Annotated in this window: 16 protein-coding genes; 8 read left to right on the top strand and 8 right to left on the bottom strand. The window is 64.5% G+C overall.

All coding sequences use genetic code 11. The features are described from left to right. Positions 1–35: 35 nt before the first annotated feature. The 6 genes from C725_RS01705 to C725_RS01680 are packed head-to-tail and all read right to left on the bottom strand — an operon-like array spanning position 36 to position 6568. On the bottom strand, positions 36–1229 hold the full coding sequence (locus tag C725_RS01705) for an ABC transporter substrate-binding protein (RefSeq protein WP_008599755.1): 1194 nt from the start codon (positions 1227–1229) through the stop codon (positions 36–38). Continuing rightward, a complete protein-coding gene (locus C725_RS01700) occupies positions 1226–2392 on the bottom strand; it encodes an ABC transporter permease (protein ID WP_008599753.1) in 1167 nt (388 codons plus the stop codon). The genes C725_RS01705 and C725_RS01700 overlap by 4 nt, the downstream gene beginning before the upstream one ends. Further along, complete coding sequence (locus C725_RS01695) at positions 2389–3894, bottom strand: sugar ABC transporter ATP-binding protein (protein WP_200858571.1); 1506 nt, start codon at positions 3892–3894, stop codon at positions 2389–2391. The genes C725_RS01700 and C725_RS01695 overlap by 4 nt, the downstream gene beginning before the upstream one ends. A gap of 5 nt (positions 3895–3899) precedes the next feature. After that, on the bottom strand, positions 3900–4904 hold the full coding sequence (locus C725_RS01690) for a sugar ABC transporter substrate-binding protein (RefSeq protein WP_008599751.1): 1005 nt from the start codon (positions 4902–4904) through the stop codon (positions 3900–3902). A gap of 3 nt (positions 4905–4907) precedes the next feature. After that, a complete protein-coding gene (locus C725_RS01685) occupies positions 4908–5357 on the bottom strand; it encodes a MaoC family dehydratase (RefSeq protein ID WP_008599750.1) in 450 nt (149 codons plus the stop codon). Further along, positions 5354–6568 carry a CaiB/BaiF CoA transferase family protein gene (locus tag C725_RS01680; protein WP_243442670.1) on the bottom strand — a complete coding sequence of 405 codons (1215 nt, stop codon included), beginning with the start codon at positions 6566–6568 and terminating at the stop codon, positions 5354–5356. The genes C725_RS01685 and C725_RS01680 overlap by 4 nt, the downstream gene beginning before the upstream one ends. Before the next feature lie 144 nt (positions 6569–6712). Here C725_RS01680 and C725_RS01675 point away from each other — a divergent pair, with 144 nt between their 5' ends. Genes C725_RS01675 through C725_RS01665 form a run of 3 tightly spaced genes read left to right on the top strand, consistent with a single transcriptional unit; the run spans position 6713 to position 13075 of the window. Continuing rightward, on the top strand, positions 6713–7801 hold the full coding sequence (locus tag C725_RS01675) for an extracellular solute-binding protein (RefSeq protein ID WP_149864488.1): 1089 nt from the start codon (positions 6713–6715) through the stop codon (positions 7799–7801). Then, positions 7798–8952, top strand: a complete 1155-nt coding sequence (locus C725_RS01670; RefSeq protein WP_008599746.1) for a CaiB/BaiF CoA transferase family protein — start codon at positions 7798–7800, stop codon at positions 8950–8952. The genes C725_RS01675 and C725_RS01670 overlap by 4 nt, the downstream gene beginning before the upstream one ends. Before the next feature lie 34 nt (positions 8953–8986). After that, positions 8987–13075 carry a glycosyl hydrolase gene (locus C725_RS01665; protein WP_008599745.1) on the top strand — a complete coding sequence of 1363 codons (4089 nt, stop codon included), beginning with the start codon at positions 8987–8989 and terminating at the stop codon, positions 13073–13075. Between the two features lie 44 nt (positions 13076–13119). On the opposite strand, the gene C725_RS01660 is transcribed toward C725_RS01665, so the two are convergent. Continuing rightward, complete coding sequence (locus tag C725_RS01660; RefSeq protein WP_008599744.1) at positions 13120–14421, bottom strand: sugar MFS transporter; 1302 nt, start codon at positions 14419–14421, stop codon at positions 13120–13122. Between the two features lie 95 nt (positions 14422–14516). Then, the gene (gene araD1, locus C725_RS01655) at positions 14517–15506 is read right to left on the bottom strand and encodes an AraD1 family protein (RefSeq protein WP_038281010.1); all 990 of its coding nucleotides are present in this window, start codon (positions 15504–15506) and stop codon (positions 14517–14519) included. Between the two features lie 121 nt (positions 15507–15627). Here araD1 and C725_RS01650 point away from each other — a divergent pair, with 121 nt between their 5' ends. Genes C725_RS01650 through C725_RS01630 form a run of 5 tightly spaced genes read left to right on the top strand, consistent with a single transcriptional unit; the run spans position 15628 to position 20978 of the window. After that, a complete protein-coding gene (locus C725_RS01650) occupies positions 15628–17202 on the top strand; it encodes an aldehyde dehydrogenase (NADP(+)) (RefSeq protein ID WP_038281246.1) in 1575 nt (524 codons plus the stop codon). Between the two features lie 58 nt (positions 17203–17260). Then, positions 17261–18454 (top strand): L-rhamnonate dehydratase, encoded by a 1194-nt coding sequence (gene rhmD / locus C725_RS01645; RefSeq protein WP_008599740.1) that lies wholly within the window; start codon positions 17261–17263, stop codon positions 18452–18454. Between the two features lie 3 nt (positions 18455–18457). After that, positions 18458–19321, top strand: coding sequence for a fumarylacetoacetate hydrolase family protein (locus C725_RS01640; protein WP_038281008.1), 864 nt, complete (start codon positions 18458–18460; stop codon positions 19319–19321). Then, positions 19318–20067, top strand: a complete 750-nt coding sequence (locus C725_RS01635) for an SDR family NAD(P)-dependent oxidoreductase (protein ID WP_008599737.1) — start codon at positions 19318–19320, stop codon at positions 20065–20067. The genes C725_RS01640 and C725_RS01635 overlap by 4 nt, the downstream gene beginning before the upstream one ends. Next, complete coding sequence (locus C725_RS01630) at positions 20067–20978, top strand: amidohydrolase family protein (RefSeq protein WP_008599736.1); 912 nt, start codon at positions 20067–20069, stop codon at positions 20976–20978. The genes C725_RS01635 and C725_RS01630 overlap by 1 nt, the downstream gene beginning before the upstream one ends. The last annotated feature ends 2 nt before the right edge of the window (positions 20979–20980 follow it).

The raw sequence follows: 20980 nt of genomic DNA, 5'->3' as shown, positions 1-20980 counted from the left end.
GGGTAAAGGCCAAGTTTGGGCGAGCGTATCCGTTATCACAGTTCGGCCTCAACCCGCGCCTGTGCCTCTTTCAGGAGATCGGCTGAAGGCGGGTCGCCGGACACGGCAGCGGTCATGAGGTCGTCGACGATGTGCGAGATCGCCGCGAGCTTTGGCGTCAGCGGCATTTCCCGCGCATGTTCGTGCAGCCAGTCGAGGCGGTGATAATAGGGGATGTCGGCGTTGAGGGCCGAATCGGCCCAAGTGGATTTACGCGTGCCGATCGCCCCCTCTTGCGCGGTAATCAGGTCCATTGGGGCGGACGCGCAGTGCCGCATGAAATTCCAGGCCAGTGTCTTGTTCGTCGACCCGCTGCCCATTGCCAGAACCCAGAACACGTTCAGCGACACACTGCGTCCGCCCGGCCCGACGGGGAGCGGCGCCACGTCCACGTTTCCCCTCACCCGGCTATCCGGCGCCGTGTCGGCATAGGCGGCAAAGCCGAACCAGTTCGCCATCATTGCAACCTTCCCCTCTGCGAAGAGGAGGCCGGACTTGACGCTGTCGAGGTCCCGCGCGCCGGGGGCCATGGCGTTATCGTCGCCAGCAAGCGAGCGGAGGAAATCCAGGGCGGCAACGGCCTCAGGGCTCGTAAGGCTCGGCCGGCCCTTCTCGTCGAACACCTCGCCGCCCCGCGACCAGACGTGAATGCAGAAGTCGTAGAAGCCGTTATGCCCGTCCGGATAAAGCGCCAGGACCGTTCCGAAGCGTCCCTCGTCCGGCGCATGCAGGGCGCGTGCCGCCGCATGGAACTCCTCCCATGTTTGCGGCACGGGCAGGCCCGCGGCTTCGAGAAGATCCTTGCGGTAAATGAGACATTCCGGACCGTCATGGTAGGGCATGCCCCAGAAACCACCGGCAAAGCGCTGCAATTCCATGAGAGACGGGCTCCAGCCGTCCGGAAAATCCGGGATCGGCGCGCGCGCCATGTGCGGGGCGAGATCCTCCAGCAGGTTCGCGTCATGCGCCTCCGCCAGCCAGTCGGTGGCCATGAAGGCGATATCCCACTCGCCGGACGCAAGGCCGCCCTTGCTGATCGCGGTATCGTGCAACGTGTTCAGGTCCATCATCCGCGCGTCGAGCTCGGCTTCGATGCCGGTCGATGCCAGAAAGTCGTCGAACTGCTTTCGAATGGCGCTGGCGAAGGGTTCGAATTCGCGGACGGCGATCCTGAGGGTTTGGGTCGTCATGCCGATGCTCCTTCGCTGACGGGAGGCGCGTCCGGCGCGGTATCCGCCCTCTTCGGTTTTCCGACACGGCGCTGGCCGCCGACCGTGTAGATCGCCGCCGCCGCAACGACGACGATCCCCTCGATCAGACCCTGATAGTTCGCGCCGAGATTGAGGACGTTGAAACCATTGGTGAGGGTAAAGAGCAGCAACGCTCCGATCACAGTCTTCACGACGCTGCCGGCGCCGCCGAACAGCGAGGTTCCGCCGAGAATGGCGGCCGCGATGACCGTCAGTTCCGCGCCCTGCAGTGCGGTCGGGTTGATCGCGCCAAGACGGCTGCCGAAGAGCACTCCGGCGAAGCCGGCGGCCACACTCGACAGGACGAACGCGCCCAGCTTGTAGGCGTGCACGTTGATGCCCGACAGCCGCGCCGCCTCCGCATTGCCGCCGACGGCATAGAGGCGCCGGCCGATGGTCGTGAAACCGAGCAACGCCCACATGATCAGCGTGAAGATTGCGAGGTAGATGACGGGCGCGGCAACGGCGAAACCGGGGCCGGCGAGAAGAATGAGTGCGCCGATGCACAGCCCCGCAGCTCCCATGAGTGGGCGGCGCTTCCACACGGCGGTTCCGAGCAGCACAGCGCTGAGAAGAATGCCGGCAATGAACAGCGGCACACGCGTGCTTTCGAAGGCCAGCATCTGCGCAAGCACGTCCGGATCCTCCACCATCAGCGAGCGGCCGCCCGTCAGGACGAGCACGAGTCCGCGCACGGCCGTCAGCGTGCCGAGCGTGACGATGAAGGCGTTGATGCCGACGAACTGGACGATGGCGCCGTTCAGAAGGCCGATGGCCGCGGCCGTACAGAGTGCTGCAAAAACGGCAGGAACGAAACCAATGGACCCCGCCAGTCCCACCAGCACCGCTGCCGACAGGGCAGCGACCGAGGCGACGGACAGGTCGAAGGCGCCAGTGATCAACATCACCGTCATCGCGACGCCCATGATGCCGATCAGCGATGCCTGATAGGCGATGTTGCCGAGGTTCTGGCCGCTGAGATAGGGCGGCAAGCCACGTGACGAGGCGATCGCAGCCAGCGCGAAGAGCAGGATGAGAAGCGCGTAATAGACGCCCGCCTCCCGCAGGCCGAAGATGCGGGGTAAATCGTCCGTCCTTGTCATGCAGGCGCTCCTGCCGGAGCGCGGTCGCCGCCGCCGGCCATCAGGGTCAAATCGGTTTCGCTGGTCTCGTTCGGATCCGCCTCGCCGATCACCCGCCCGTCGCGCATGACGAGGATTCGATCGCAGATGGCGAGCAGTTCCTCGAACTCCGAGGAGACGAGGATGACGGGCAGTCCCTCGTCAGCGAGGCCGCGAACCAGCAGCAATATGTCCGTACGGGCGCCGATATCGATGCCGGCCGTTGGCTCGTCGAGCAAGAGGACGCGCGTCCGGTCGGTCAGCCATTTCGCGACGACGACCTTCTGCGCATTGCCGCCGGAAAGTTCGGTTACGAGCGCATGCGGCCCCGGAGTCTTTATGCCGAGGCGCCGGATCGCGTTCTCCGCGCAGCGGCGCTCATCCTTAGCATCGACGCGGCGCACACCCGCGCCCGACTGGGCCATGACGCCGAGGCCGACATTCCGGGCGATGTCCATCTGCGGCACAAAGCCCTGCCCTGCCCGGTCCTCCGGCACCAATGCCAGACCGGCGGCGACAGCCTCGTCGGTGTAACGGCCTATTTCAGCGCCATCGAGGCGAACCGTACCGGTCGCATGGGCATCCGCGCCGAAGATTGCGTGCATCAGTTCGCTGCGCCCGGACCCCAGAACGCCCGCGATACCAAGGATTTCACCCTGACGCAGCGTGAAGGAGGTCGGCGCGAGCTTGCCGGGGGACGCGACCGCATCGACCTCCAAGCGCACCGGGCCGGGCTCGCTGCGCGTCTTCCGCCGCCCCAGCGCCGTTATCGCACGCCCGGCAATGGTTTCGGCAATGCGCGCCTCGTCGAGGTCGGCGGTCTCGGCATGCAGAACGGCACGACCGTCGCGAAGGATCGTCACCTCGTCGGTCAGCGCCATGATCTCGTCGAGAAAGTGAGAGACGAACAGGATCGCCTTGCCCTCCTCCCGTGCGAGGCGGCGTATGGTATCGTACACCGTCTGCCGCTCATCCCCCGCAAGGGACGCGGTTGGTTCGTCCATGACGACGAGGTCCGCGCCGCCGGCCAGCGCCTGTGCGATAGAGATCATCTGGCGTGCGCCGATGGGAAGGTCGCCGGCAAGATCGTCAAGATCGAACGGATGCCCGAGCGAAGCGACGACATCCCCGATCCGCTGCCTGTCGTCCGCCCGGTGACGCAGGAAGGCCCGTTGATCGAGCAGGATATTCTCCAGCGCGGTGAGTGTCGGGACCAAGGGGATGTGCTGGTAGATCGTTGCGACCCCCGCTTCACGCGGCGCCTGCGGCCGTGTCCAGGACACGCGCTCTCCCCGCCAGCGGATATCGCCGCCGGTCGGCGCAAGCGCGCCGGACAGGATCTTGATCAGGGTGGATTTGCCCGCGCCGTTCGCGCCGAGCAGCCCGTGCACGCGGCCGGGCTGTATGGTCAGGTCTACGCCGGCCAACGCGACCGTTCCGTTCGGGAAGGTTTTCGTGACACCGCTCAGGGCTAGGAGGGGCACGTCCCTTACCATTGTCCCACGCAATCATCGACATTTGCCTGCGTCACGGCGGGGATGGGGTAGGTACGGAAGCGGTCGCCGCCGGCCTCGCCCCCGCCGTGAAGGGAGTCGAATGCCAGCGCGCCGAGCGCCTCCGGCTTGAAGCACACGGTGCCGTCGACTGCGCCTGCCTTGATGGACGCGACGGCCAGTTTCGAGCCGCCCACGCCGATCAGCTTGGCGTCCGAGCCCGCTGCCCGAACGGCGCGCGCGCAGCCGATCACCATGTCGTCCGCCTCGTTGAAGAACAGGTCGATACCCGGCTGTGCCGCAAGGATGTTCTGGCATGCCGCCTCACCGCCCTCGGATGTCCAGTTGCCGGGCTGGGACGCGACGATCCGGTATTCCAATCCGGCCTCGTCAAGGGCGGCGCGAAAGCCACGTGCCCGCTGCTCGACCTCCGGAAATCCGGCGGCGCCTTCTACGATCGCGATGCGCGCCGACCCGCCCGCGGGAAGGAGTGATGCCGCAAGTTCGCCCGCTCGGCGCCCGGCTGCGACCTCGTCCTGCGAGGCCAGCGCGACAAGGCCGGGATACACGTCGTCCACGGCGCGGGTCGCCGGGTCCCCGACCAGCGCCGCAACGGCAGCCATGGGAATGCCGGCCGCGCCTGCCCGCTTGACCCACCCCTGCGCGACGATGGAATCCAGCGGCATGACCGCGACACCGTCGACCCGCTGCGCGAGCAAATCGTCGATGTCGTTCGCCTGCTTCTGCACGCTGCCCTGCGCATCGAGAATAATGGTAGAGGCGCCTGCACGTGCCGCGGCGTCGGAGAAGCCCTTGGCGATGGCGGCGGCGAAGGGATAGCTGAGGCCGACCGTCGACAAGCCGTAGCGCCCGTCTTCCCCCGTCGCCGGGGCAGCGGAACCATAGGCATTACGGGCGGCCTGCCGCACGCCGACGAGCGAAGCGGCGGCGACCAGCACGACAAGGGCCGCCAGGGCCAAAGGAACGGGACGCCGCCGCATGGGTCAGAGCGCCTCTCGGCGTTCGACGAGATAAAGATGGTCGCAGGCAAGCACGGTTTCGCCGCGCTGGTTCTGAATATCGACCTTCTCGACGACGACACCGTGTCCCGTGCGCTTTGGATGATCGCGCTTCTCGCTGATGGTCGTCACGGTCCTGATCGTGTCGCCAATATGGACCGGGCGGATAAAGCGCATGCGGTCATAGCCGTAGGACATGGCGCGCGGGTTGATCGTCGTTGCCGTCAGGCCGATGCCCACAGAGAAGATCAGGGTGCCGTGTGCGATGCGCTGGCCGATCTCCTGCCCTGCACACCATTCGGCATCGACATGGTGGGGGAAATAATCGCCCGTGTGTCCGGCGTGGACGACGAAGTCCGTTTCCGTGATGGTGCGGCCGAAGCTCTCCCGACTGGACCCGATTTCATATTCCTCGAAAAACTGTTCGGCGATCACGTGGCGCACTCCTGTTCCCGGTCGATCGATTGGCGATGCGCTCCGAGACGCGGCGCCGGGCGGCCCGTGCTCAATATTTCTCCGTCGATGCGGATCGGGCAGCGCGTCAGGTTCAGCGTCTCGCCGTCGGGGGATCGCACCGACTGGATAGGCTGCAGCGCCGTGAATGCGGGTTCAGCGCGCAGGGCTGGCCAGTCGAGGACCGGGGCGGTCCAGATGCCGGCCGGCTCCAGCAGTTCGAGCCAGGCGCTCGTGCCGCGCTGGATCAGGCGGTCCCGGATCAGCCGCTTGATCTCGTCACGCTCCTCGAACCATCGGTCCGGCCGGAATGCCGCCAGTTCCGGCACCTCAAGCAGCTCGCCAAGCCGGTCGACCGGCGCCATGGCGAGCGCGATGTATCCGTCGGCCGTTTCGTAAATTCCGTAGGGCGCGGCGAGATAAACATTGGCGTTCGAGATGCCGCTGCGTTCGGGCATGGGTTCCGCGCGATTGAGGTGAACCGACAGATGTTCGAATTGAAGATCGATGGCGGTTTCGAGCAGGCTGACATCGGCGCGGCCGCCCTTCCCCGTCACCCCGCGCCGCACCAGCAGCGCGAGTATGCCCTGACACAGGTGCGCGCCCGCCATCATGTCGGTGATCGACAGCCCCGCCGGAACCGGGGGACCGTCCCGATCGCCCGATAGCCAGGCAATCCCCGAAAGCGACTGCACGAGAAGATCCTGACCCGGCCGGTCCTTCCAGGGTCCGGCGTGACCGTAGCCGCTGACGCCGGCATAGATGAGCCGTGGGTTCAGGTGCCTGACATCGGCCCAGCCGAGGCCCAGCCGTTCCATGATGCCGGGCCGGAAATTGTGGATGAGAACATCCGCATTCCGGATCAGGGCCTTCACCGCGGCGATATCGCGAGCGTCCTTCAGATCTGCGGTGTAGCTCTCTTTGCCTCGGTTGATCGCATGAAACAGGGCGCTGTCGCGATCGAAGGCGAGGTCCGCCAGATAGAGGCTGCGGCTGGCGTCACCCCCATCGGGGCGCTCGACCTTGATGACCCGTGCGCCGAGATCCGAGAGGCGGAGGGCGCAGGAAGGACCGGCCAGGAACTGGCTGAAATCGAGAACGGTGATGCCGGTCAGCGGACGCTGCACCGCGTCGTCAGCCAAGCCCTCCTCGCCGGCTGCCGCGATCCCGCCCCGCTCAGTTCCCTGTGGCACCGCTCGATGCACTCCCCAATTAGTAATCTTATATGATGTTTCTTCACAAACGGTATGAGGGCGGTTACACCGAGTCAACAGCTTTTACGGCGGCCGCAAACGGGAGGATTCGAGACGATGGCGCAAGGGGCGACGCTGCGAGGCATGACGTGGAATCATCCGCGCGGGTATGAACCGCTGGAGGCGGCGGCGGACCTGTGGCGCCGGAATACAGGTACGAGGATTGAATGGGACCGGCGGTCCCTGCAGGACTTCGAGGCATACCCCGTCGAGGATCTGGCGCGGCGGTACGACCTGATCGTCATCGACCACCCCCATGTCGGTGAAATCGCGGACGCGGGCTGCCTGACGCCGATCGAGGGCGCCTTGGGCGATATTGCAGCCGGTTCCGTCGGCGGCTCTTTCGAGAGCTACTGGTGGAACGGTCGGCAATGGGCGCTGCCGATCGATGCGGCGGCTCAGGTGCAGGCGTGGGTGCCGGGGCGTCTGCCAGCCCCCCTCAAGAGCTGGAATGGCGTGCAAGAGCTTGCGCAATCGGGCCGATTGGCGCTTCCGCTGCGCCCTCCTCATTCGCTGATGAGTTTGTTCACCCTGTGCGGCCTGTTGGGGCTGAAGCTCGACACGGGGCGCAGGGAGCTGTTTCCCGTGGGTGCGGAGGCGGCTGTCGAATTGCTGGCCGCCTTGGCCGCTTCGACCGCGGACTCCATGTATGACATGGATCCTATCGCCGTACTGGAACTGATGGCGCAGCCCGACAGCGCGATCGCTGCCGCGCCGTTAATCTACGGCTATGTCAGCTACGCCGTGGAGGGGTTTCGCGATACCCGCATCGCCTTTGCCGACATTCCCGCCCTCGACGAGGCCGGACCGCGCGGGTCGGCCCTCGGCGGTACCGGTATCGCTGTATCCGCGTACAGCGACGATCCGCAGGCCGCGCTCGCCTTTGCGAAATGGGTCGCGAGCGGCGAGGTGCAACGCGACCTTTTCTCCGAAAATGGCGGTCAACCGGCGCACGCCGAAGCGTGGGAGGCAGACGGGGTGAACACCCCCGTTCTAGATTTCTATCGCGCCACGCGCAGGACGCTTGATACGTCCTGGCTCCGTCCCCGCCACGCCGGCTACATGGCATTCCAGCAGGAGGCTTCGGAACTGCTGAATGAAGCGCTGAAGCGCGGGGATGCGGCCGGTGCGATCGTCGAGACACTGAACGCCCGCTACCGGGAAAGCCGGTGACGACAGCAACCCCCGACGCGCCGCTCGCCGGCCTCCTCGTCATCGACATGGCCCAGTTCCTGTCGGGACCGTCCGCCGCGCTGCGCCTGGCCGACATGGGCGCGCGTGTCATCAAGGTGGAGCGGCCGGGCAGCGGCGACATCTGCCGCTCCCTCTATCTCAGCGACACCGAGATTGCCGGCGATTCCACCCTGTTCCACGCCATCAACCGCAACAAGGAAAGCCTGGCGGCGGATTTGAAGGATCCACAGGATCTTGCCCGCGTAAAGCGGCTGATCGGACATGCGGACATCGTCATCCAGAATTTCCGTCCCGGCGTCGCCCCGCGCCTCGGTCTCGGACCGCAAGCTCTCTGCGATCTCTATCCGGAACTGATCGTGGGCACGATCTCCGGCTATGGAGAGGACGGGCCCTGGGCAGATTTGCCGGGGCAGGATCTTCTGGCCCAGGCCCTTTCCGGCGTCATGTGGCTGAACGGCGACGCGGCGGACGGTCCGGTCCCCGTCGGCCTCTCCATCGCGGACATGCTGGCAGGACACATCCTTGTGGAGGGTCTTCTTGCTGCCTTGGTCAGGCGCGGCCGTACGGCGCGCGGCGGCCATGTCGAGACAAGCCTTCTGGAAGCCATAACCGATTTCCAGTTCGAGGTTCTCACGACGCATCTGAACGATGGCGGACGGCCGCCGCAGCGCGCCGCGAAACGAAACGCCCATGCCTATCTCAGCGCCCCCTACGGCGTGTACCGGACGGCAAATGGCTGGCTGGCACTCGCCATGACGCCGCTCCCCCGGCTCGGTCCGCTTCTCGATCTGCCCCTCGCGGACGAAGCTGGGGACAGCCACGGCTTTCGGCGGCGCGACCGGCTGAAGCGGATGATCGGGGATCGGCTGGCGGAGGAGACGACGGAGCATTGGCTGGAGCAGCTTCGTGCCGAGGATGTCTGGTGCGCGCCCGTCCTCGACTGGCCCGCCTTGCTTCAGAACGAGGCCTTTCGCCGCCTCGCCATGCTGCAGCGGGTGGAGGGCGGTGCCGAGGGGTTGACCACGACCCGTGCCCCTTGGCGGCTCGACGGTGAGCGTGCCGCAAGTTCTCGCGGCGCTCCGCAGATCGGCGAACATACGGACATCATCCGCGCTGAATTTTCACTTTAGAACACGAGAAGACGAAAGATTGGGGAGGACCGACATGACCACGGACACGAAACGAACGGGCGCGCGAATGGCGCGGCTCGCCTGCGGCGTCGCCTTCGGCGCGCTGCTCGCAGGGCCAGCCGGGGCGCAAGCCGACATTCCGCAGGTCAGCGTACCGCAGACGTTAACGGAAGACGGCTTCCGGACACCGGAACGGGATGTCCGTCCGAACACCCTTTATTTCTGGATGAACGGCAACGTCACAAAGGCCGGGATCGACACCGATCTGCAAGCCATGCGCGATGCCGGGCTCGGCGGTTTTCTCGTCTTCGACGGCAGCGACGACATTCCGAAGGGGCCGGTGGATTATCTCTCGCCCGAATGGCTCGACCTGATGACGCACATGATGAAGCGGGCAGGCGAGCTCGACCTCGATATGGGCATGCAGAACGCTCCGGGCTGGTCGTCCAGCGGCGGTCCCTGGATCACGCCTGAACTGTCCATGCAGCAAATCGTCTGGAACGAGACGACGGTGGAGGGCGGCAGGCGGGTTCGCCAGACGCTGGCTCGTCCCTATGCGAAGCGCGATTACTACCGCGACGCCGCCATCCTCGCCTTCCCCGCCTCCGACGGCGATGAGAGCGCGTATCGGAATGCGGTCGCGAGCATGACGGTCGGTGGGAAAGCTATGTCGCCGGCAACGATGTTCGACCGGGACCTGCATTCGAATTTGGAGACCGGCCCCGAGGCTCCTCTGACTATAGAGATGAAAGGACCGTTCGCGGCTCGGGCGGTTACCCTCTACGCAGAAAAGGAGGCGCCCGGATTCTCGGCGACAATAGAGGCATCGAGTGACGGCCAGACCTGGCGATCCGTCGCGACCGTGCCGGTCGGCGTTGAACGCGGCATAGAAAGTCCCGGTAGTGCGAACTTCGAGGAAGTGCGCGCCCGTTATTTTCGGATCACGCCCGAGCGATCCGTGAGGCTTGCCGAGGCGCTTTTCTACAAGACCCCCCGCATTTCCGAGTGGGACATCAAGTCGGAGGCGGATTTCGCAATGAACCGTGCCGGCGAAGATCGTCCGAGCGACCTGCTCGCACGCTACGCCATCGACCCGGCCTCCGTCCTCGATATTTCGGGCAAAGTCGATGCCGATGGCCGCCTGGACTGGCGCGCGCCGAAGGGGCGCTGGACCATCCTGCGGTTCGGACATACGACGACCGGAAAGGTCAACGTCGCAGCCTCCGATTCCGGTCGGGGACTGGAGGTCGACAAGCTGAGCCGCGAGGCTGTCGACTATCAGTTCGATGAGAGCGTGGCGCGCGTCGTCGAGGCGGCGGGGCCGCTCGTTGGAAGCGTATTCGATACGCTGGAAATCGACAGTTATGAGGCCGGTCTGCAGAACTGGACCGCGACCATGCCCGCCGATTTCGAGCGCCGGAACGGATATGAGATTACGCGCTGGCTGCCCGCCCTTACCGGACGTATCGTGGGCGATCTCGACCGGTCCAATCGATTCCTGTTCGATTTCCGCCAGACGCTCGCCGACCTGATGGCAGACAATTATTATGGCCAGATGGAACGCCGAGCGAACGCGGCGGGGCTGAAGTTCATGGTAGAGGCCTACGGCCCCGGCCCCTTCGACGAATTGCAGGTCGCCGGCCGCGTGCAGATCCCAATGACGGAATATTGGACGCGCACGCCCTGGACCGACAATCGCAGCGTCAAGCTGGTGACCTCAGCCGCCCATGTCTACGGCAAACCGCTCGTTACTGCGGAGGCCTTCACTGGCGAGGCGGAGACGAGCCGCTGGTCCGACTATCCTTACGCGCTGAAGGCATTGGGCGACCTGATGTATGTGCAGGGCGTCAATCAGCTATATTTTCACCGCTACGCGCACCAGCCCAACCCCAACGCCATTCCGGGCATGACCATGGGGCCTTGGGGCTTCAACTTCGACCGGACGAACACGTGGTTCGACGAGGCGCAGCCGTGGCTGGATACGCTGACCCGCAGCCAGTATCTGCTACAGCAGGGGAAATATGTCGCCGACGTGCTTTACTTCGTAGGCGAGGATAGCCCCAACCAGGCGGAATATGTGCGCCCGGACGTCTCCCCCGACACGAACCCGCTGATCGGGCGCTATTTCGAGCCGCAAATGCCGCGGGGGTACAATTACGATCTCGTCAATGCGGAAGTCCTGATCGACCGCGCGCGTGTCGAGAATGGCCGCATCATGCTGCCGAATGGGGCCTCTTACCGGCTGCTGGTCCTGCCGGACCGGCTGGAGTCGATGACGCCGCGCCTTGCCGCGCGCCTGCGCGAAATGGTGGAGCAAGGCATGGTCCTTCTGGGCCCGAGGCCGCAGCATAGCCCGACCCTGCGTGGCGGCACGGAGGCGGATGCCGAGTTTCGTGAGGCTGTGGACGCGGTGTGGGGATCCGCCGGCGCGGCGCCTCGCAACGTCGGACAGGGGCGGGTCTATGCCGATGGGGAGGTTGGCGACGTTCTTTCGGAAATCGGAGCGTCCCCTGATGGCATCTGCGAGACCGCGTCGCCCGACGGCAAGGCGATCTGGCACCACCGCAAGCTGGAGGACGGCGACGCCTATTTCGTCGCCAACCGCCAGCGGCGGGCAGAAACCGTCACCTGTGACTTTCGCGTGGCCGGCAAGACCCCGGAGCTTTGGAATCCGGAGACCGGAGAGACGACGCAGCCGGCCATCTACGATATCGGAACGAACCGGACGCGGGTCAGCTTTCCCATGTCTCCGGCGGGCTCGACCTTCGTCATGTTTCGTAAACCTGCAACCACAGGCATTGCCTGGGCCGCGCAAGAGGGAGAGCGCTTCCTGAGCGCAGACGCAACGGCCGCCCCGTCCGTCCAGTCGCCTTCCGACAATTTCACCCTCTCGCTATGGGCCAAGCCCGATATCAACCTGCGCCTGATGCCGGACGAGACGGCAGACGGGCGGATCAACGAGACCGGCAAGAATTACCCGATCCCGGCCCGATCGGGCGCCGACATGCACGGCGAGGGAACGGCCGTTGCCGGGCTGGCAGTCGGCCGGAACGGCGCGTTCGTCATCGAGCGAGAATCTCCGGACAGCGTTCCCGCAGTGCTCGTCTCGCATGAGCCGATTGCGGGTTGGACACACTTCGCCCTCGTCTACCGCGGCGGCACCCCCTCCCTCTATATCGACGGCAAACTTGCAAAGACCGGCAGGAAGAGCAGCCGCAAGGTGTTCGCCGGTGGCAGCGATGCCCCCTCTTGGGCTGGCATCACCTATTTCTTCGAGGGGAACAACACGCCGCTCCGCACCGATGCGCGGGCGCTATCGGGCGAAGAGGTGGCGGCGCTCGCCGCCGCGGGTCCGCCGGCCCCGCTAATCAGTCCGGTTCCCGCCGAACTGACGGTCGCCGATGGCGGCGGCATCCGTGCGCTTGTCTGGGAACCGGGCGACTACAGCCTCAGCACCGGACAGAGCTTTTCCGCTGATGTGCCGGAGCCGGTGACCGTTCCCGGGCCATGGAGGGTGTCGTTCCAGGAGGGGCGCGGCGCGCCGCCGTCGATCACCCTCCCTGCCCTCGCCTCTCTCAGCGAGCATCCCGACCCCGGCGTCCGATATTTCGCTGGCACGGCGACATATGAGCGCCAGATCGACGTTTCTGCGGAGATGCTACGGGACGGACGGCGCATCTATCTCGATCTCGGCCGCGTAGAGGTTCTGGCGAATGTCACGGTGAACGGCACTGACCTGGGTCAAGTTTGGAAGGAACCGTACCGCGTCGATATAACCGACGTCGCGAAGCCCGGAAAAAACAGTGTGTCCATCGCGGTGACGAGCCTTTGGCCGAACCGCATGATCGGCGATGCGCAGGTTCCTGACCCGCTGGACGATAAGTATATCGAGGGCGAATGGCCGATCGGCGAACGCTTTGCGGAAGACGGCAGCAAGACCGTTCTGATGGCGCAGAAGATTACAGAGTTGCCGGAATGGTATCTTGCCGGTGAGCCGAACCCGGAGGGGGAGCGCGTGACGTTCACGCCGTGGAAGTTCTTCCCAAAGGATGAGCCGCTGCTGGATTCCGGCCTGCTGGGCCCGGTTCGGCTGCTGGTGGCGGAGGAGCGGACCCTCCGCTAACGCGGGGCCGGGCGGGGGGCGGCGACGATGCCGCCCCCGTCTCCCTAGACCGATTTTACGACCTTTTCCTTCAAGGCGTTTGTCGGCTTCGCACCCCAGAGTGCATAGAAGAGAACGTAGATTTCGCACGCGGCTGTCAGCAGGAAGGAAAGCTGGAGGCCGTAGGCGTCGGCAAGCCAGCCCTGTACGACGACGAGCGCACCGCCCGCGATGGCCATGACGAGAAGGCCGGATCCCTCCTCCGTCAAGGGACCGAGGCCACGTATGCCGAGCGTAAAGATCGTCGGAAACATGATCGAATGAAAGAGCCCCACGGATATGAGCGCCCACATGGCGAGATGGCCCGTCGCGAAGCTGGCGATCAGCATGACGATAAAGGCGCCGACACTCGCCGCGGCAAGCGTGGTTTCGGCGGAAATCTTCTGCATGATGAAGCTGCCGGCAAAGCGCCCCACCATCATGCCGCCCCACAGGATGAAGAGATAGCGCGACGCCTGCTCGTGCGTCAGGTCTCCGATTTCGGGTAATGAGACGAAGTTGATGAAGAGGTTGGCGACACCGATCTCCGCGATCAAATAGATGAAAATCGCCGGTATTCCGAAGACCAGATTGCGGTGCGACCAGAGGGAGTGCTTCCTGCGTTCCTCCGCCGCGCCGCGCCGGTTGGCGGCGTTCATGTCGGGCAGCTTGTACCAGGCGATCACGCCCGCCAGCAGCACGAGGACGATGGCAACGATCAGATAGGGCAGCTCCACCGACTGCGCGTCCGCGAGGCGCTGCGCCTGCGTCAATGTCGAGGGGTCCTGCGTCGTCCCGGATACCGAGCGACCGAGGATGAGATAGCCGCCGAACAGCGGCGCCAGCGTTGTGCCCAGCGAGTTGAACGCCTGCACAAGGTTGAGCCGGGAGTGTGAGGTCTCCGGCGGCCCGACCACGGCCACATAGGGGTTCGCAGCGACTTGGAGCAACGTGATCCCCGAGGCTATTACGAACAGCGCCAGCAGCACCACATAGTAGGACGGGATTTCGGCTGCCGGGATCATGCCGAGAGCGCCGACCGCCATGATCGTCAAACCCGTGACCATCGACCGTTTGTAGCCGATGCGCTCGATCAACTTCGCAGACGGAATGGAGGCCACGAAATAGGCGATGAACCAGACAGATTCGATCAACGTCGTCTGCGTGTAGGTCAGGTCGAACACGCTGCGCAGATGCGGCAGCAGCGTGTTGTTGATGACGGTAATGAAGCCCCACATGAAAAACAGGGTTGCGAGCAGCGTCAGCGCGCTGCGGTAATTCGGCGCCGGCGATACCGTATCTGCGGCGGCCCTTGTGTCATTTGTCATGGCGTTTCGATTCCTCCCGCACGCCCAGTTTTCGGCGCCTTCTTATGTCATGTCCGCAGCGGCGCAAACTCGCCCCTCTGCGCTGATCCTGTCTGTCAAAGCGGCTGCACGGAGACAGGGTTTTCCGGCATCTTGCGAAGCGGGTTTTCGAGGGGAAGCCCGAAAGGCGCGGCCTCGATCCGGAAGCGGTCCCCCTCCCGGCAGCGAACTCCGGCTGCAAAGGACAGGGTCGCGGTGCCGAAGAAATGGACATGCACGTCGCCGGGCCGCCGAAACTGCGCATATTTGAAATGATGATGCTCAAGATTGGCGATGCTGTGCGACATATTCTGTTCGCCGGACAGGAAGGGCGCCTGCCAAATCGCTTCTCCGTCACGAACGACGCTGCTGGTGCCGCGGATGTCGTGCGGCAATTCGCCGACGAGGAGCTCCGGACCGAGCGACGCGCTGCGCAATTTCGAGTGCGCGAGGTAAAGGTAGTTCTGCTGCTCTGTCACATGGTCGGAAAACTCGTTGGCGAGCGCAAAACCGATGCGGTGAACGCGGCCGCCCTCCCCGATCAGGTAGACGCCGGCAATTTCCGGTTCTTCGCTACCGTCCAGAGCGAAGGACGGAGAGGGCAGATCGGCCCCCGGATCGACGAGCATCAAACCGTCGCCCTTGTAGAACCACTCCGGCTGTACACCCGTCGCCCCCTCAGCCGGCTTGCCCCCCTCCGTTCCCAACAGGAACATGCGCACGGAATCGGTCACGGCCCCGGCTGCGGCCTCCTTGTGCATCTTGTCGCGTGCGTCCGCGGATCCAAGGTGGGTAAGGCCCGTTCCGGTCAGATGGAGATGCGCCGGGTCCGGGTGAGAAATGGGTGCTGCGATGCGGCCGTCCGCTAGGGCCGCCGCAATATCGACGGTTTCGCCTCGTGGAAGCGCTTCAACGAACGAAACAAGTGTTTGCTTCGCCTTGATGGCGGCGGCCGCAAGCGTCAGGACGGAGGTGTAGCGGGGAACGCGATAGGGCTGCGGATCGTCGGATCGTACGACTGCAGTGTCGCCATTCTCCAGGCGTATTTGAACGAGACGCAAGGCCATCCTCCTTATTATATAATATTACTTTTATAGACGGGCGGATGATCGATGTGCAAAGGCTTTGTGATGGTTTCGCGTGCCGAATGGCACGTTCAACACCGATAGGAGGTAGATTTTGACGCAATTGACTGGACAGCAGTTTCTCGGAAGCACCCGTGTGGCCGGTGAAGGGCAGGCCATAAAGGCGGTCAACCCGGCCACCGGCGATACGATGGAGCCAAGCTTCGGCGGCGCCGTTCCGGCAGACGTGGAAAAGGCGTGCGCGCTCGCCGCAGAGGCGTTCGATCGCTACAGGGAAACCTCTCTGGAACAGCGCGCCGCGTTTCTCGAAAAGATTGCCGACAATATCGAGGCCCTTGCCGAGCCGCTGACCGAACGCGCCCATGCGGAAAGTGGGCTGCCGGTCGCGCGCCTTCAGGGTGAACGGGGACGAACCGCTGGGCAGCTTCGCCTGTTCGCGAAGACGGTGCGCGACGGTCATTGGCTGGACGCGCGGATCGACCCGGCACTGCCGGACCGGGAACCGCTGCCCCGCCCCGATCTTCGCCTGCGCAATATTGCCGTCGGTCCCGTCGCGATCTTCGGCGCGTCGAACTTCCCCCTCGCCTTCTCCGTCGCCGGTGGCGACACGGCGTCGGCGCTGGCCGCGGGGTGCCCCGTCGTGGTCAAGGCGCATCCCGCTCACCCCGGAACGAGCGAACTGGTCGGCAGCGCCATCGCGAAGGCCGTGGAGGATGCGGGCTTGCCGGAGGGCGTCTTCTCCATGCTGCACGGTGCCGATCACGCGACCGGGACGGCGCTCGTCACCAATCCGCACATCAAGGCGGTCGGCTTCACCGGTTCGCGCGGTGGCGGTCTGGCGCTGATGAAGGCTGCGGCATCACGGCCCGAGCCGATCCCGGTTTTTGCGGAAATGAGCAGCATCAATCCCGTCCTGCTGTTGCCCGAAGCGTTGAAGGCGCGGGGCGCGGAGATCGGCAAGGGCTTCGCAGGATCGTTGACAATGGGCGCGGGGCAGTTCTGCACCAACCCCGGCCTGGTCCTGGCTCTGGGCGAGGAGGGACTGGATGCATTCGTGTCCGCCGCCAAGGAAGCGCTGGGCGAGAGCGCACCGGCGACAATGCTGACGCCGGCGATCCATACCGCCTATGACGAGGGCGTCGCGAAGCTGGAGGCGCATTCCGCACTCGAACTTATCGGGCGCGGCGGCGAATCCACAGGACCGCACCAGAGCCGCGCGGCCCTTTTTGCCGTCGACCACGAAGCGTTCATGAACGACGATGCGCTGCAGGCAGAGGTTTTCGGATCCAGCTCCATCATCGTCCGTTGCCGCACGGCCGAGGACGCCGCCCAGGTTCTGGAGCGCGTCGAGGGTCAGCTGACGATCACGTTGCAGATGGATGAGGGCGATACGGAAACGGCACGGCCGCTTCTGCCGATCATGGAGCGCCGCGCCGGCCGCATTCTCGCTAACGCCTTTCCCACCGGCGTCGAGGTCAGTCACGCCATGGTGCATGGCGGCCCCTTCCCCGCCACTTCCGACAGCCGCACGACCTCTGTCGGAACGCTGGCGATTCGCCGCTTCCTGCGGCCCGTCTGCTATCAAAGCATCAGCGAATCCTTGCTGCCGGAGGTCCTCCGGGATGCGAATGCCGAGGGCGTTCCGCGTCTCGTCGACGGCGACATGAAGATCAATTGACGCAGCGGGAATAATTAATACTATTATATGGAGGATTGATCGGGAACGGGACTGACGCGTGGCATTATCGAAGATCCGGTCCGTCCGTGCGCTGACGGCGCGCGGCGGGGGCGCAGACTACCATGATCAGGGGTCGGGCCACTGGATCGACGATCACATTGCCACGCCGATGGCCCGTTACCCGGAATACCGGCAGAGCCGGCAGAGCTTCGGCATCAACGTCCTCGGGACGCTGATCGTGGAGATCGAGGCGGAGGACGGAACGGTCGGTTTTGCCGTCACCACCGGCGGCGCGCCGGCGGCCTATATCGTCGAACGGCACCTGTCGCGCTTCCTTATCGGCCGCGATCCGGCGGAATATGAGAAAATCTGGGATCAGATGTACTTCTCGACCCAGTATTACGGCCGCAAGGGCTTGGTCATAAACGCCATTTCCGGGGTCGATCTTGCACTCTGGGATCTTCTCGGCAAGCTTCGCGGTGAACCTGTCCATGCTTTGCTTGGCGGCGCGGTCAGGGACGAACTGCAATTCTACGCCACCGGGGCCCGCCCCGACGCGGCCAAGGATCTGGGCTTCATAGGCGGAAAAATGCCGCTGCATCATGGGCCCGCAGAGGGCGATGAGGGCCTCGCCAGAAACCTTTCCGACATCGGCGAAATGCGCGCTCGAACGGGCGATGATTTCTGGCTGATGCTGGATTGCTGGATGGCCCTCGATGTCAATTACGCCACCCGCCTCGCGACGCGCGCGTGGCACGATTTCGGCCTGAAATGGATCGAGGAGGCGATCAGCCCCGACGATTATTGGGGCTATGCCGAACTAAAGCGAAATGTTCCTCGCGGGATGCTGGTCACCACGGGCGAACACGAGGCGACCCGCTGGGGCTTCCGCATGCTTCTGGAGATGGATTGCTGCGATATCATCCAGCCGGATGTCGGCTGGTGCGGCGGGATTACCGAACTTCTGAAGATTTCCGCCCTCGCCGACGCCGCCGGCAAGCTGGTCGTGCCGCACGGGTCCTCGGTCTACAGCTATCACTTCGTCTGCACCCGCCACAATTCGCCGTTCGCCGAATTTCTGATGATGCACCCGGACGCAAATGAGGTGGTGCCGATGTTTCGTCCGCAGCTTCTCGGCGAACCCGTTCCGGAGCGCGGCCGCCTGTCGATCTCCGCGCTCGACAAGCCGGGTTTCGGCGTCGAGCTGAACCCTGATGTGGCGCTTGAGCGCCCCTTTCCAAGTCAAGGATAACTTATGAAACTTTGCCGTTTTGGCCCTGCCGGGCAAGAAAAGCCGGGGTTGATCGACGCGGACGGAAACATCCGCGATCTGTCCTCCGTCGTTCCCGACATCACGCCTGATGTTCTGTCGGCCGAGAAGCTTCGTGCGATCGCTGCGGTGGACACCGGTACGCTCCCGCTGGCGGGTGGCACGCCGCGTTACGGCGTCCCCGTTACGGGCACGGGAAAGTTCATTGCGATCGGCCTTAATTACGCCGATCACGCCGCGGAATCGAACCTGCCGATCCCTGATGAACCGGTTGTCTTCAACAAGTGGACGAATTGCCTGCAGGGCCCGAACGACCGCGTGGTCATTCCGAAGGATTCGAAGAAGACCGACTGGGAGGTCGAGCTGGGCGTCATCATCGGGAAGCGCGCCAACTATGTCGACAAGGACGAGGCGCTGGAGCATGTCGCCGGCTATTGCGTCGTCAACGATGTGTCCGAGCGGCACTGGCAGCAGGAACGCGGACCGACCTGGGACAAGGGCAAGGGCTTTCCGACATTCGGTCCCGTCGGCCCCTGGCTGGTCACGCGGGACGAGGCGGGCGATCCGCAGAAGCTGTCCATGTGGCTCGACGTGAATGGCAAGCGCATGCAGGACGGTTCGACGGAGACCATGATCTTCTCTGTCGCGGAGATCGTCAGCTATTGTTCGCAGTTCATGGTGCTGGAGCCCGGAGACATCATTACCACAGGCACACCCCCGGGTGTGGGGCTGGGTCAGAGGCCGGAGCCCTGGTATCTGAAAGCCGGCGATGTCGTAACGCTGGGGATCGAAGGACTGGGCGAGCAGCGCCAGGAGTTCGTCGCCTGGTCCAAGGACACTCGGGCATGACGGTTTATGAGGGCCGCTTCGCCGGGCGGAAGGCCATCGTTACGGGCGGCGCCTCCGGCCTAGGCTTGACGACGGCTCGCCGCATGATCGCCGAGGGCGCGAAGGTCGCACTTTGGGATCTCGACGCCGAGGCGCTGGAGACCGCCCGCAGGGACATGGGTGCCGCACATGCCGAGGCGCTCGACATCTCGGACCCGGCCGCCGTTGCAAGCGCGGCGGATGCAGCGGCGACCGCGCTTGGCGGTCTCGACATATTGGTTTGCTCGGCCGGAATCACCGGTGCGACTTCGCCGGTCGAGGAGTTCCCGCTGGAGAGCTGGCAGCGGGTCGTCGACATCAACCTGAACGGTCTGTTCTATTGCTGCCGCGCCGTCATCCCGCACATGCTGAATGGCGGATATGGCCGCATCGTCAACGTCGCGTCTGTTGCTGGCAAGGAGGGCAATCCCAACGCCTCCGCCTATTCCGCATCGAAGGCCGGCGTCATCGGGTTCACAAAATCGCTCGGCAAGGAGCTGGCAACGAAGGGCGTCGTTGCCAACTGCCTGACGCCCGCCACGTTCGAAAGCCCGATCCTGAAGCAACTGCCCGAAAGCCAGGTCGACTATATGCGCTCGAAAATTCCGATGGGCCGTCTGGGCGAGGTCGAGGAAAGCGCGGCGATGATCTGCTTCATGGCAAGCGAGGAATGCAGTTTCACGACGGCATCCACATTCGACACGTCCGGCGGGCGGACGACCTTTTGATGACCGACGTCCCAAAGCCCGAGCGATTCGTAGATGCGCACGTCCACCTGTGGGATCTCCAACGGCTTTCCTACCCTTGGCTGACGCCGCCGTTCGACACCAGCGGCGTCAACGGGGACGTGTCACCCATCGCCCGTACATATTTGCTCGATGACTATCTGGCCGATGCGGAGGGCTGGAACGTAACGGGCCTTGTGCATGTCGATGCCGGGGCCGAGGCGAAGGATGCGCTCAGCGAGAGCGACTGGCTACAGGATATGGCGGACAGCCGCGGCATGCCGGATGCGATCATCGCCTTTGCCGCGCTCGATGATCCGGATGTCGAGGCGCTGCTGGAACGGCATGCGGACCATGACAATGTTCGCGGCATTCGGCACATCGCGAACTGGCACGAGGATCCCGCAAAGACTTACACGCCGCGCGATGTTACGCGTGACCCGAACTGGCAGGCCGGTTTCGGGCTGCTCGCGAAATACGGGCTCAGCTTCGACTTCCAGCTTTATCCCGGACAAATGGACCGCGCCGCCAAGCTTGCCGCGAGGCATCCGGATGTTCCGGTCATCATCAATCATGCGGGCATGCCGGACGCGGCTGGCGAGGCGGCGTTCGACCGGTGGGCGGCGGGCATGTCCGCCCTTGCGGAGGTACCCTCCGTTTCCGCCAAAATTTCCGGCTTCGGTATTCTCGACCGCGCTTGGACCATCGAGAGCATTCGCGCCTACGTGCTGACCCTCATCGACCTGTTCGGAACGGACCGCATCATGTTCGCCAGCGACTTTCCGACAGACAAGCTGGCCGGTTCCTTCGACCGGCACCTGTCAGCCTATTCTGCAATCACCGCAAACTTCAGTGCGGACGAGCGGGACCGCCTGTTCGCCGCCAATGCAGAGCGGACTTACCGCATCGCTTAGTG

It is taken from the genome of Pacificimonas flava (genome assembly GCF_000342165.1).
Lineage (GTDB): Bacteria > Pseudomonadota > Alphaproteobacteria > Sphingomonadales > Sphingomonadaceae > Pacificimonas > Pacificimonas flava.
The sequence above is the reverse complement of the archived record's forward strand: the minus strand, read 5'-3'. Positions and strand labels throughout refer to the sequence as shown.

Excerpts from the sequence above, each read along its gene's own strand:
- C725_RS01705 (WP_008599755.1), bottom strand. The coding sequence starts at position 1,229 with ATGACGACCCAAACCCTCAGGATCGCCGTCCGCGAATTCGAACCCTTC.
- C725_RS01700 (WP_008599753.1), bottom strand. The coding sequence starts at position 2,392 with ATGACAAGGACGGACGATTTACCCCGCATCTTCGGCCTGCGGGAGGCG.
- C725_RS01690 (WP_008599751.1), bottom strand. The coding sequence starts at position 4,904 with ATGCGGCGGCGTCCCGTTCCTTTGGCCCTGGCGGCCCTTGTCGTGCTG.
- C725_RS01675 (WP_149864488.1), top strand. The coding sequence starts at position 6,713 with ATGACGTGGAATCATCCGCGCGGGTATGAACCGCTGGAGGCGGCGGCG.
- C725_RS01665 (WP_008599745.1), top strand. The coding sequence starts at position 8,987 with ATGACCACGGACACGAAACGAACGGGCGCGCGAATGGCGCGGCTCGCC.
- C725_RS01660 (WP_008599744.1), bottom strand. The coding sequence starts at position 14,421 with ATGACAAATGACACAAGGGCCGCCGCAGATACGGTATCGCCGGCGCCG.
- araD1 (WP_038281010.1), bottom strand. The coding sequence starts at position 15,506 with ATGGCCTTGCGTCTCGTTCAAATACGCCTGGAGAATGGCGACACTGCA.
- C725_RS01640 (WP_038281008.1), top strand. The coding sequence starts at position 18,458 with ATGAAACTTTGCCGTTTTGGCCCTGCCGGGCAAGAAAAGCCGGGGTTG.
- C725_RS01635 (WP_008599737.1), top strand. The coding sequence starts at position 19,318 with ATGACGGTTTATGAGGGCCGCTTCGCCGGGCGGAAGGCCATCGTTACG.
- C725_RS01630 (WP_008599736.1), top strand. The coding sequence starts at position 20,067 with ATGACCGACGTCCCAAAGCCCGAGCGATTCGTAGATGCGCACGTCCAC.